This is a genomic window from Bacillus sp. G402, assembly GCF_051172515.1.
GTDB classification, from domain to species: domain Bacteria; phylum Bacillota; class Bacilli; order Bacillales; family Bacillaceae; genus Bacillus; species Bacillus altitudinis.
In genome coordinates this window covers 119,286-131,808 of sequence record NZ_JBPIZC010000002.1, presented here as the reverse complement: position 1 = coordinate 131,808, position 12,523 = coordinate 119,286, and the positions used below count along the sequence as shown (strand labels likewise).

The window sequence follows — 12,523 nt, the reverse complement described above, 5'->3', positions numbered from 1 at the left end:
TTCGTACATGCTTTTCTTAAAGGAGCTGATCAAATGAAACGAAAGATCACCATCAGCTTAAGCATATTCTGCACGATTTTAGGAGGAGCATTCTTGATTGAACGAAATGATCAAAAAAGGTGGCAGGCCGGGAGTGAATGGCCGCTATTTTCCGAACAACTCCTCCATATGACCTATCCTCAGGCGAAACAGTATCCTTTTCAGCCTCGGGAATATTTACGAATTGTATTGGCTGATGAATGAGGATGTATGGGAGAAAAGAAATATAAAAAAAGCATGTCCCTTACGAAAAGGACATGCTTTTTGTTTCTTTTTTAAGTAAACATTCTGAGTAAGATTGTTGCGCAAATAACGGTTGCTGCTCCGCCAAGACGTGTAGAGACTTGAGCGAAAGGCATAAGGCCCATTCTTCCAGAAGCTGAAAGAATTGCAACGTCACCAGTACCGCCTAATCCACTGTGACAGCCAGTCACAATGGCAGATTCAACTGGATACATGTTCATGAATTTACCAACAAAGTAACCAGAACCAACCATGCCTAGAACAACAGCAATACATACACATACGAAAGGAATCGAAATAACAGTGGCCACATCATCAAGTGGAATGTATAGAATTCCTAAACCAACCATTAGAGGCCATGTAAAGCTTTTCGATACAAACTTGTAGAACTGCTGTGAGCCGTTTTGCAAATGCTGAGGCATCACGTTTAAGTATTTGATTAATGCAGCAAGAACAATCATTAAGATTGGACCTGGAATATGAACAAAACTTTCTAATAAGCCGCCAAAGATAAAAGTTGTACATGCAACAAGCACACCTGCACCCATTAAGCTGAAGTCAACTTTAGTATCCATTTCAGGCTGTTCAAAGATTTCATTTGCTTCTTTTGATTTAACAAGTCGTCCATTCCCGTTTAGTTCAGGACGTTTTTCACCAAGCTTTTTCATTGCGCCAGCACAAATGATGGCAATGACGTTCCCAATAACAGCAGCCGGAATCAATTGAGAAATTAATGACTCTGCTGATACACCAAGAATTTGTGAATAAGCAATTGATAATGGCAATATTCCTTCACCGACACCACCGGCAATAATCGGTACAATGATAAAGAAGAACGAATGATGCGGTGTGTAACCAACTAGAAGACCCACTAGAATTCCAGCAGCTACAGCTGTAATTGTACCTGCAACAAGAGGAACAAACATACGAATAAGGCCTTGTACTAAAACAGTTCGTTGCATCCCAAGAATACTACCTACTACAAGAGCAGATATATAGAAGTATAGGAAGTTCGACGTTTTCATCAGAGACGTAACCGCTTCCAACGAGTTTGGATTCAGAACATGAAAAAAGACCAGGAACGATGGTACGAATAAAGAAAGAATCGCCGGTCCACCAATATCTTTTAAGATTGGAATACGTTGTCCTACATCTCCTAGGAAAATCCCCAAAATCATAATAACAGCGAAACCACCAAGCATATTTGCTGGAATTTTATTAAAATAAGCGGCAGTTAAAATAATCGCTGCAAGTACTATATACACAGGTAGATCAATAACACCAATTTTCCAAGAAAGAATTTTTCGGAAAACGCTTTTATTATTGTCAGAATCGTTTGTAATCGATTTCAATTGTTGTGTATTAGCCACATAAACACCCCCAAATGCTATTTGTCTCAATTGTAGAAGATTCTGTGACACTCATCTATTTATTAAACTAAATTAAGTGTAATAAAAGTAAAATAAACGGGGGTTTTGTCGTTTTTATCATACAAAAATCCCCTGAAGATAGTTTGTCCTTCAGGGGATTGATCATACATGGTATTTATTTATCGTTTTCCTTTTAAATAAGGGGTACCAAGTGCTTTTGGTGCGTCTGCTCGTCCAATGAAGCCAGTAAGAGCTAGGATCGTCAGCACATATGGTGCAATGAGCATGTACACGTTCGGGATATCTTGAAACAGCGGAAGCAGAGAGCCAATGATGCTTAAGCTTTGTGCAAATCCAAAGAATAAAGCAGCGCCCATAGCGCCAAATGGGTGCCATTTCCCGAAAACAAGGGCGGCTAACGCAATGAAGCCTTGTCCTGTAATGGTGGCGTGTGAGAAGTCAAGAGCGATGGTCGATGCATACACAGCTCCGCCAAGACCGCCAAATAGACCACTAATGAAGACGCCAATATAGCGCATCTGGTATACCTTGATTCCCATTGTATCAGCTGCCATTGGATGCTCTCCGACTGCACGAAGTCGTAAGCCAAACGGCATTTTAAATAAAACAAACCAAGCGACAACCGCAAGAACCAATGCGAGAATGGACGTATAATACACATCTTTGAAGAAAATATCACCAATGATCGGAATATCACTTAAAAGGGGAATATCTCCTTTATAGAAAGGTTCTGTAATTTTATCCGTTTGTGCTTTTCCATAAATCAGTTTGACAACAAACAGCGTAGCACCAAGGGCAAGCATGTTAATCGCAACACCACTGACCGTTTGATCTGCTCTGAACGTAATAGTGGCAACAGCGTGAATGAGTGAGAACACGCCGCCAATGGCCATACCAACAAGTAGACCGAGCCACGGGGTCAAGGCACCAAACGTATCAGCAAACATTAAGTTAAAAATAATACTAGAAAATGCTCCGACGACCATCAAACCTTCAAGACCGATATTGACGACACCTGATCTTTCTGAAAAGACGCCTCCAAGAGCGGTTAAAATAAGTGGTGCAGCATATACAAGTGTAGCCGGGACGATGATTTCAAGAATTTGCAGAAATCCCACTTATTTTCCCCCCTTTTTCTTCAATTGTTGAATGACAAGACGGATGATATAGCTTGAGGCAACGAAAAGAATAATGATCGCAATCACAATATCAACGACCTCAGTCGGTACGCCAGATTCAAGCGGCATGTTTAAAGCACCGACTTTCAATCCACCAAGCAATAATGCCGCTAAGACGACACCAATAGCTGTGTTTCCGCCTAATAAGGCAACAGCGATTCCATCAAAACCAACGCCAGTGAATGATCCTTTAATCGAAGCATATTCAAATGTTCCGAGTCCTTCCATCGCACCTGCAAGACCTGCAAAGGCACCAGAAATGAGCATCGCATAAATGATGTTGCGTCGAACGTTCATCCCAGCATAATGAGAGGCCTGCTGGTTCATCCCAACTGCGCGTAATTCAAACCCTTTAGAGGTTTTCTGGATAATAACCCACATGACAACAGCCGCAATAATGGCAACAAAAATCCCATTATGCATTCTAGAGAAATCAGTGATCTGCTCAAAAAAACCAGATCGAAGGGAAGCTGTTGCATCAATTTTTTCTGTTTTATCTTTATTGTTTGTTAAGACATTTGAGATTAAATAATTTGTGACATGAAGGGCAATGTAGTTCATCATGATGGTGACAATGACTTCATGTACGTAAAAACGAGCTTTTAAAAATCCGGGAATAAAGCCCCATAGTGCACCAGCAGCTGCTGCTGTGATCAGTGCAAGAGGCAAATGGATATACATAGGGGCATGGACAGTTGTGCCGATCCATACAGCAGCAACCCAGCCAATCAGCATTTGACCTTCTACCCCGATATTAAAGAGGCCCGTCCGAAATGCAAAGGCAACAGCAAGTCCTGATAAAATATAAGGCGTGACTTGTCGGATGGTTTCTCCCATATAATACGTTTCACCGAAGACGCCATTCCAAAGGGCGCTATAACCTTCGATGACACTATAACCGCTTGCCAGCATAATGATGGCCCCAACGAAAAGACCAAGTACAATGGCGATAAGCGGAATCAGCAGATTTGTTAAGCGATTAGACATTTGCTTCTTTCCCCACTTCCTGTTGCGTACTTCCAGCCATTAACAGACCAAGTTCTTGCTCTGTTGTTTCTTTTGGATCCACAATGGCAATAATGCTGCCTTCGAAAATCACAGCAATCTTATCACTGACATTGATAATTTCATCAAGCTCAAAGGATATGAGCAGAACAGCTTTGCCTGAATCCCTTTGTTCAATCAGACGTTTATGAACAAACTCAATGGCTCCGACATCAAGTCCACGTGTCGGCTGTGCGGCAATTAATAAATCAGGATTTCGGTCCACTTCACGGCCAATAATGGCTTTTTGCTGGTTACCGCCTGATAGCGCACGTGCTTCTGTATATTCACTAGGCGTCCGTACGTCGTATTCAGCAATGATTTGTTTTGCTTTTTGATAAATATTTTTCATATTCATCAAGCCAAACTTCGAATATGGACGCTGATAATACGTTTGTAAGGAAATATTTTCTCCAATTGAAAAATCAAGGACAAGTCCGTGCTTATGACGGTCTTGAGGAATATGTCCGATACCAGATTCTGTGACCTTACGAGGCGGGAGATTTTGAATGGCTTTCCCGTTTAGCATGATCGTGCCAGATTCGGATTTTTTCAGACCTGTAATGGCTTCAATTAATTCAGATTGACCATTTCCGTCTACACCCGCAATTCCGACAATCTCACCGGCTTTCACTGATAAATTGAGTTGTTTCACAGCTTCAATTCCTCGCGCATCTTTGACAGTGAGATCTTGAATTTGCAAGACTTCTTCAGCAGGGGAGGCTGCTTTTTTGTCTGTTTTAAATGAGACTTCGCGGCCGACCATTAAACTGGCAAGCTCGTCTTTGTTTGTGTGTTCCACATCAAGTGTACGAATACCTTGCCCTTTTCGGATAATGGTCACACGATGACAGGCATCCATAATTTCTTTAAGCTTGTGGGTAATTAAAATAATGGATTTGCCTTCATTGATTAAGTTTTTCATAATTTGTATGAGTTCTTTTATTTCTTGAGGTGTTAAGACGGCTGTTGGTTCGTCGAAGATCAAGATGTCAGCGCCGCGGTATAGTGTTTTTAAGATTTCTGCTCGCTGCTGCATACCGACTGAGATGTCAGATACTTTAGCCGCAGGGTCTATTTTTAGTCCATAACGGTCAGAAAGTTCCTGCACTTGCTGAATGGCTTGTTCTTTGTCAATCTTTCCAAATTTCTTTGGCTCTTTTCCTAAAATGATGTTTTCAGCCACAGTAAATGTATCAACTAGCATAAAATGCTGATGGACCATTCCAATGCCTAAATCACTTGCATCATTTGGACTTGAGATTGTAACCGGTTTTCCGTGTACCTTGATTTCACCTTTTTCAGGCTGATACAGTCCGAAAAGCACGTTCATAAGCGTTGATTTTCCAGCGCCGTTTTCACCAAGCAGCGCATGAATTTCGCCCTTTTTTAGCTGCAGCGTAATGTTATCATTTGCTACAATGCCAGGGAATTCTTTGCGTATATTCAACATTTCAATGACATAATCCACAGGTTTAACCGCTCCTTTTTTAGGGTGCTGATGAAGATAAAAACTAGCAAAAGAAAAGCTGCAAAACAAGGCTGCAGCTTTTCTTTTACCACCTTTTACGAATAAAGAGGAGGTAAAGGAGAGGCAAGGGGATAAGGCGTGCTTATCCCGATGCACAAATTAAGCTTTAAAATCTTTTAGTTCATCACGTGTTGCAGGGATTTTCACTTCACCCTTGATGATTTTTTGTTTCCATTCTTCGATTTTCTTCAATACATCTTTATCAAGATTCTCTTGAGATGGAGAGATGTCAACGCCGCCTTCTTTCAGACCGTACGTGATGACTTCGCCACCAGGGAATTTACCTTCTTTTGCTTTTGTTGTTAAGTCTTGTACCGCTGTGTCTACTTTCTTAATCATAGAAGTAAGAGTGACACTTTGTTTTGTTCCAGGTACTTTACCTTCGTCATACTGGTCTTTATCGACACCAATGACCCACACTTTGCGGTCAGGATCAGCTTTTTTCAGGTTTTTCGCTTCTGTGAAGACACCAGTTCCAGTTCCGCCTGCTGCGTGGTAAATGACGTCAACGCCAGATTTGTACATACTTTCAGCTGTTGCTTTACCGATGTCTGCTTTATCGAATGCCCCAGCATATTTCACTTCAACTTTTGCTTTTGGATTAGCTGCTTCAACGCCTGCACGGAAACCAACTTCGAATTTTCTGATTAATTCAGAATCAACGCCGCCAACAAAACCAATTTTGTTTGATTTTGTAGAAAGAGCCGCTGCAACACCTACAAGGAATGAACCTTCGTTTTCGTTAAATGTAATGCTTGCTACGTTGTCTTTTTTTACAACTGCATCAACGATGGCAAAGTGGTTTTTCTTACGTTGATTCGCAATTTCAGTAATAGAATCTTGCATTAAGAAACCAATTCCGTAAATCAAATCAAATTTCTCACGAGCAAGTGTGTTTAAGTTTGTTGTATAGTCAGCGTCTGATTTAGATTGTAAGTAATCAAAGCCGTTTTTACCTTTTGTTAAATTGTTGTCTTTCCCAAATGCTTGTAAACCTTCCCAAGCAGATTGGTTAAACGATTTGTCATCGACACCACCGACATCAGTTACCATTGCAACAGTGAATTGATCTTTATCTTTTTTGTTTTCACCGCTGTTTGAGCCAGAGTTGCCGCATGCTCCAAGGATGGTTCCTGCTGCTACGACTAAGGACAATGCAAGTCCAATTTTGCGCTTCTTCAAAACATAACCCCCTATAAAATTTAAAAGTTTCAGAAAAGTCTCGCGAAAAAAGACCGACTCTTGCCTTCTCCTATCCTTGTGAAAAGGGTATTTTATCCTGCATTCTTTTAAAATTGATGGAAACAGGAGAGAAGATGTAAGACATCAGACTTATATCTCGTTGAACTAATCAATCATAATTTATCATTTCCCATCGAATAAATAAATAGAAATTTGTTTTATTTTTAAAAAAATGTTAAAAGGCTAAATTCGATGTCTTTTTATGTGCTGAAATATGATATAATGCCGCTTTTATGATGTGCTCTACTACAGTGAAACCGCTGATATCAAGGGGGTTGTGACATCGTATGCCATAAAAAAACATCTGGCCTTTGTGAAAGGTCAGATGTGTCAAATTAAAGATATTGCTGTATCAAATTCATGTTGCTTGTATTCAGTTTATATTGGAAAACAGGGCGGCCGATTGTCCCGTATGCCATCTCCACATCAACCACTTCGATATCCTCAAGAAATTTCAAATATTTTCTAATCGAAACTTGGGAGATTTCAGTATGATTGGCTAGGTCTTCGGTCGTGAAAGCCTGCTGACCGAATGATTGAATGCTTGTCCAGATGAGTTTGAGTGTGCTCTTCGTCAGGCCTTTTGGCAGCAGGACTTTTTCCGCCTCTGCTTTTTTATGAAAAAGCTTCGCGTCTAAATCATTTTGCGAGATGCTGTTCATCGTTTGGTATAGGGCATGTTTTCTTTTATATTCTGCCAGTGCTGATTGGAAGCGTTCGAACTCAAAAGGTTTGATTAAATAGTCGACAGCTCCGTTCCGCATCGTTTGCTGTACGACATCCACTTCATTTGCAGCTGAAATGACGATGACGTCAACGGAATGATTTTGCTGACGAATTTCTGATAATAGGGCAAGCCCATTTTGTCCAGGCATATAAATATCAAGCAATACAAGGTGAATGATTTCTGATTTTAAGATGTCTAGTGCCTTCTGAAATGAGGTGGCAATCCCTTTTAATTCAAATCCTTCTATTTGGGTCAAGTAGCGTTTATTCAGCTCCCCGACCATTGGGTCATCTTCTACGATCAACACATTAATCATGTGAATCCTCCTTTTGTTTATATGGAATACGGAGACTAAAGGTCGTTCCTTCTCCTTTTTCGCTTGTGACGATCATATGTCCGTTCAGTTTTTTGATGCTTTGGTCAACAAAGTAAAGGCCAAATCCTCTGTCTTCTCCTTTTGTTGAAAAGCCTTGATCAAACATAATGTCCTGTTCTTCTTTTGTCAGACCGACCCCTGTGTCTGTAATTTCAATATGAAGCTGCTCTTGGACATATCTGAATGAGATGGAGATATTTTTGTTCTCTGTATGGGAAACGGCATCGAGTGCGTTATTTAACAGATTACCGATGACCGTAATAAGGTCATGTGTGACTGCTGGGTCCTCCGAGTTTGGTACTTGTGTACTGCAATTGACTTCTAAAGCTGCGCCTTGTTCTCTGATGTAGCTTTGTTTTCCTAGTAAAAACCCGGCTAAGACAGAGTTTTTCACATGGTTGATGATTTCATTTGTTTCTGTCTGCTGATAAATCGCAATATCTTTAATATAGGTGCCAAGGTCATCATAGTTCTTCAGCTGGACCAATCCTAAAATGACATGGAGCTTGTTCATAAATTCGTGTGACTGGGCACGAAGTGCATTGGCATACATCTTCACCCCGCTCAGCTGCTCAGCCAGGTGTTTGACTTCTGTTTTGTCACGGAAGGTTGCGATCGCTCCGACAATTTCTCCTTTTACCGTAATCGGAACCTCATTAAAGACCAGCTCCAGTCCGTTCATTCTGACATCGCGATCAAGCAGCGGTTTCCGTGTTTCGATTACTTGCTTTAAGCCGCTTGAAGGTAGAAGGGCCTGTACATCTTGTTCTCTAGGGTCAACCATAATGCCCATATTATGAAAAAGGCGTTTAGCTTCTGCATTTGCCAGCTTGATTTTACCGTGCTGATCGACGGCAAGAATGCCTTCTTTTGTTGACTCTAGCATAGCGCTTCGTTCTTTTAATAAGGTGGCAATTTCATCTGGCTCTAGTCCAAACATAATCTTCTTTACTTTACGTGCCACAATGAGTGCGCCGATAATGCCAGATAAAAGGCTAAGCGATGTGACAAAGTAGAGCGGGAGCAGGCTTTGATGAATAATTAAATCAATTTCCTTTAATGTAATCCCAACTGCCACAGCCCCGAGCTGCTTGCCATCTTGGTTATAAACAGGAACAAAGGCACGCATGGACTTGCCAAGTGTTCCAGATGCGGTACTAATATGTTCTTTACCCTGTAATGCCGGTTTTTCATCACCGCCAGCAAATCGCTTCCCAATCTTTTGCGGATTCGGATGTGTTTTGCGGATACCGTTCATATCCATGACGACAACGAATTCGGTTTTGGTGATACGCTGCACATTGGTTGTATATTTCCGTAGTGCTGTATATGATTGATCTTTTTCCAATGATTTCGCTGTGATCGGAGCCTCTGCGACCATTTTGGCAGTAGAGAGGGCAATGTCACGTTCCTGCTGATGAATATTTTTGGCTGTTTCTGACCAGATCGTAAAGAATGTGATACAGAGGGAGATCAGGACAACAATACAGACAAAGATCGTCAGCCGTGTTTGCAGTCTTAAAGTTTTTTTCACGAGTATACCCCTAACGCGCAATTTTTTCGTAATAGTAATACTTTAACGGGAAAATGTAAGTTTGTGAAGGAATGTACGTGCAAAATCACAAATTTGATTTAGATTCCAGTTTACTTGGAAAGCATCTTGTCAATCCGTTTTAAGTGAGCCATAATAAAAATGAGCTTATGAGAAAGGATCTATTTATGAAAAATACATATTTGACTGGATATTTTCCGCTGATTTCGATTTTGCTATTCAGCTCTGCCTTTTCTATTTTTACAGTAGGTATCACGACTGACTTCTTGACCCAAGCAGGAATTTTAAAAGGAATGCTGGAATTTTTCTCTGAACAGGGCATTCGTCTTGCTTTATTTGCCGCATTTGCACTTGTTTATTTTATGATTTTATCTGCTTTAAAACTCATTGCAGATACGGTGTTAGAGTTGGCGCTGCTCTTTTTTGCAAAGGACCCTGAAGGGGAGAACTTAAAGAAAATTCGGATTGCATCGGTTGTCTATTTGTTTGCCAGCTTACTTGCATTTCTATTGACGCAGCAGCTCATTCTGCTTGTTGGACTTTTTGTTTTAGCAAGTCTCGTCTATTTTATCTGGGTTGTGGTACGCATTTATCAATCACTTTCCATGCTGAATTTAATTGGGTTTATGATGTTTATTCTGCTGTTTTGGGCCACGTTTTTGATCGGCATTTTGTACTTATTTATTAAGCTTTATAACAGTGTGATGGCGAGTCTGCCAGCTTAATCAGACGAAAGAAAGCATCCTCCGATGATGGAGGATGCTTTTTTTTATGGAAGAAACCGCTTCTGAATTTCTGGTGTAGGCATCATACAGGATGTTTTTTGACCAAACCATTTGTAGCGATTCTTTGCAATGAGCTGATAAAACCAGTCACGGATTGGACGAGGGATCGCGAGGAGTAAATAGCTCCATCTGTATATCCCTTTTAAATGCCGTGCGGCTTTTAAGATGCCTGTTGACTTCATATAAAGTGTCCCATTTTCAATATAAATGAATGAATTGAACTCATCTAAAGGCAAGCCGTTTTCTTTTAAAACACGCTGCCCTGTATCTGATTGTAAAGAAGCAAACATCATCCGCTCATTCGGGTCGCGCTTGATGATAAACTGAACAGCACCACTGCACACGTTGCAGACACCGTCAAATAAAATGAAGTGAGAGGGTTGTGTTGAATGCATTGCAATCAATCCTCCTGTTTATCTAGCGTATTGCATAGTTTGTTTCCAAATACGTAAGTGCGGGCTTGAACTATAAATCGATTCAACGGTTCCTCTATCTCTTCCGACCCATACACCCATTGTGTATTGATCTGTCAGGCCAACAAACCAAATGTCTTTGTAGTCATTGGATGTCCCTGTTTTCCCCCCAATGTAAGGAGAATTGAAATTCGCCTTTTTCCCTGTTCCACTTTTCACAACAGAGGCAAGCAGCTTGCGCATTGTTTCATTTGTACGCTGAGAATAGATTTGCTTCGGCGACTCTTTCCACTTGTAAAGGGTTTTGCCGTTTAAGTCTGTGACCTTTGTAATGGAGTGATTTCGCGTATAGGCACCTTGATTGCCAAACACGGTATATGCATCGGTTATTTCTAGCGGCGAGAAGCCTTTTGTAAATCCTCCAAGTGCAGAAGGGAGACGGTAATCATCTGCGACAATATGTTCGAATGAAAACTTTTCTAAATAGCTGAAGCCTTTTTTGACACCGACTGTATCAAGCATACGAATCGCTGGTGTATTGTAAGAGTTCTTAAAGGCTGTTTCAAGTGTTACAGTTCCATACGTTTTATGATTATAGTTTTGCGGGCAATATCCGCTACTGCAAAACTTGCCGGCACTGATTTTGCTTGATGCCGTGGCACCGGTTTGATCAATATAAGGGCCATAATCTAACAGCGGCTTAATGGCGGAACCTGGTTGTCTTTGCGCTTGATAGGCGTAGTTGAAATCAAATTTTTTATAATTCTTCCCGCCAGCAAGTGCGACGATTTGATGGGTTTGGTGGTTAATGACTGCTGAACCGCCTTCCACACCTTGATAAGGCAATTGTGCATTGAGCTGATAAACCGCTCTTTGTTGTAAGGAAGGGTCTAGTGCTGTATAAATCTTCACACCATCTTGAAGCAATGCACTGACCTTTTCTGATAATTCTTTTTGAATTGCCTTTTTTGCGCCAGCTGTTTTGGCTTTTTTCAATCGTTTTGTAAAGCCTTCCTGATCAGACACCAGATCGGTAAATTCTTCATTGGCGTATGTCACATAGTCAGGGTAAAGATTTTTCTTTTCACTTAAGGACAAGCTGATTTTTTCTTTCACTGCTTTTTTGTATTGCTTCTTAGTAATGACACCATCTTTTTCTAAAATACCAAGCAGCCGTTCCTGGCGTTTCTTTGTATGTTTGAATTGTTTCAATGGGTCATACAGCGTAGGGTTGTTAGGAATCGCAGAAATAAATGCCATCTGTGCAAGCGTCAAAGAACTAAGCGGCTTATCAAAATAGTAATTAGCCGCAGAACCGACACCGTAAACCCCGTTACTGAAATAAATCGTATTTAAATAGCTTTCGAGAATTTCCTCTTTTGTAAATTTTCGCTCGAGCTCATAGGAATAGAGCAGTTCTGTAAACTTTCGGCTGAATGAACGTTCATGACTTAAATATAAATTACGGGATAACTGTTGTGTGATGGTGCTAGCGCCTTGGCTAATGCCATGGTTTTTCACATTTGCGGCAAGGGCACGAATCACGCCCATAAAGTCAATGCCTTTATGGTCATAAAAGTTGCGGTCCTCTGATCGGAGGAACAGCTCCTTGACGGAATCAGGAATTTTATCGTACTTCACGAAAACACGGTTCTCATCGTTTGATACGATCTCAGAGATAAGAGAACCATCTCGATCATACATATAACTGTTTTGGGAAAAGTCTACCTTTTCCAGCTTGATTTTTTGATCAAGCACTTCGTTAACAGGTTTTACACTTGCGGCTTCTTCCTTTGATAGATAAAAAGTCAGAACAAATAATGGAATGAGGGCAACAAGTAATAACCATCCAATGATTGCACGAAACATGAGGTCACTCACTTTCTTCGGATTTCTAGCCATATCGTACCATTCTTTTGCGATTACGAGAAGGTTATTTTTAGAAAAGAATAGACGTGAAGTCTAGTAAACAAGGCATTTAGACAGAAGAAAAGAGTATCTG

11 protein-coding genes are annotated in these 12,523 nt (G+C 40.7%); 2 read left to right on the top strand and 9 right to left on the bottom strand.

Translation table 11 applies throughout. The features are described 5' to 3' along the window. Positions 1-33 precede the first annotated feature (33 nt). Positions 34-243, top strand: coding sequence for a hypothetical protein (locus ACSBQP_RS09315; protein ID WP_035389253.1), 210 nt, complete (start codon positions 34-36; stop codon positions 241-243). Between the two features lie 71 nt (positions 244-314). Here ACSBQP_RS09315 and ACSBQP_RS09310 read toward each other — a convergent pair whose 3' ends face one another. From ACSBQP_RS09310 to malK, 7 genes are all read right to left on the bottom strand, one after another. Then, positions 315-1,652 (bottom strand): 2-hydroxycarboxylate transporter family protein, encoded by a 1,338-nt coding sequence (locus ACSBQP_RS09310; protein ID WP_008345838.1) that lies wholly within the window; start codon positions 1,650-1,652, stop codon positions 315-317. Positions 1,653-1,831: 179 nt separating this feature from the next. Next, positions 1,832-2,791 (bottom strand): ABC transporter permease, encoded by a 960-nt coding sequence (locus tag ACSBQP_RS09305; protein WP_052320814.1) that lies wholly within the window; start codon positions 2,789-2,791, stop codon positions 1,832-1,834. After that, positions 2,792-3,838, bottom strand: coding sequence for an ABC transporter permease (locus ACSBQP_RS09300; RefSeq protein ID WP_017367955.1), 1,047 nt, complete (start codon positions 3,836-3,838; stop codon positions 2,792-2,794). It abuts the gene before it with no gap. Beyond that, positions 3,831-5,366 (bottom strand): ABC transporter ATP-binding protein, encoded by a 1,536-nt coding sequence (locus ACSBQP_RS09295; RefSeq protein WP_024719725.1) that lies wholly within the window; start codon positions 5,364-5,366, stop codon positions 3,831-3,833. The genes ACSBQP_RS09300 and ACSBQP_RS09295 overlap by 8 nt, the downstream gene beginning before the upstream one ends. 159 nt (positions 5,367-5,525) lie before the next feature. Then, positions 5,526-6,608, bottom strand: coding sequence for a BMP family lipoprotein (locus tag ACSBQP_RS09290; RefSeq protein ID WP_035389251.1), 1,083 nt, complete (start codon positions 6,606-6,608; stop codon positions 5,526-5,528). Positions 6,609-7,003: 395 nt separating this feature from the next. After that, positions 7,004-7,711: a response regulator gene (locus tag ACSBQP_RS09285; protein ID WP_050826562.1), complete on the bottom strand. Its 708-nt coding sequence runs from the start codon at positions 7,709-7,711 to the stop codon at positions 7,004-7,006. After that, entirely contained in the window at positions 7,704-9,305 is a 1,602-nt protein-coding gene (gene malK, locus ACSBQP_RS09280; RefSeq protein ID WP_008345824.1) for a malate sensor histidine kinase MalK, read from the bottom strand. The genes ACSBQP_RS09285 and malK overlap by 8 nt, the downstream gene beginning before the upstream one ends. A gap of 185 nt (positions 9,306-9,490) precedes the next feature. Between malK and ACSBQP_RS09275 the strand changes: the two genes are divergently transcribed. Next, positions 9,491-10,048, top strand: a complete 558-nt coding sequence (locus ACSBQP_RS09275; RefSeq protein WP_008345822.1) for a YufK family protein — start codon at positions 9,491-9,493, stop codon at positions 10,046-10,048. Positions 10,049-10,092: 44 nt separating this feature from the next. Here the strand turns inward: ACSBQP_RS09275 and ACSBQP_RS09270 are convergent, their stop codons facing one another. Both ACSBQP_RS09270 and ACSBQP_RS09265 read right to left on the bottom strand, forming a co-directional pair. After that, positions 10,093-10,503, bottom strand: a complete 411-nt coding sequence (locus ACSBQP_RS09270) for a thiol-disulfide oxidoreductase DCC family protein (protein ID WP_035389247.1) — start codon at positions 10,501-10,503, stop codon at positions 10,093-10,095. Between the two features lie 18 nt (positions 10,504-10,521). Then, positions 10,522-12,423: a transglycosylase domain-containing protein gene (locus tag ACSBQP_RS09265; protein ID WP_024719722.1), complete on the bottom strand. Its 1,902-nt coding sequence runs from the start codon at positions 12,421-12,423 to the stop codon at positions 10,522-10,524. Positions 12,424-12,523: the final 100 nt, after the last annotated feature.

Coding starts and splice junctions, on each gene's coding strand:
- ACSBQP_RS09315 (WP_035389253.1), top strand. CDS start 34: ATGAAACGAAAGATCACCATCAGCTTAAGCATATTCTGCACGATTTTA.
- ACSBQP_RS09300 (WP_017367955.1), bottom strand. CDS start 3,838: ATGTCTAATCGCTTAACAAATCTGCTGATTCCGCTTATCGCCATTGTA.
- ACSBQP_RS09285 (WP_050826562.1), bottom strand. CDS start 7,711: ATGATTAATGTGTTGATCGTAGAAGATGACCCAATGGTCGGGGAGCTG.
- ACSBQP_RS09275 (WP_008345822.1), top strand. CDS start 9,491: ATGAAAAATACATATTTGACTGGATATTTTCCGCTGATTTCGATTTTG.
- ACSBQP_RS09270 (WP_035389247.1), bottom strand. CDS start 10,503: ATGCATTCAACACAACCCTCTCACTTCATTTTATTTGACGGTGTCTGC.
- ACSBQP_RS09265 (WP_024719722.1), bottom strand. CDS start 12,423: ATGGCTAGAAATCCGAAGAAAGTGAGTGACCTCATGTTTCGTGCAATC.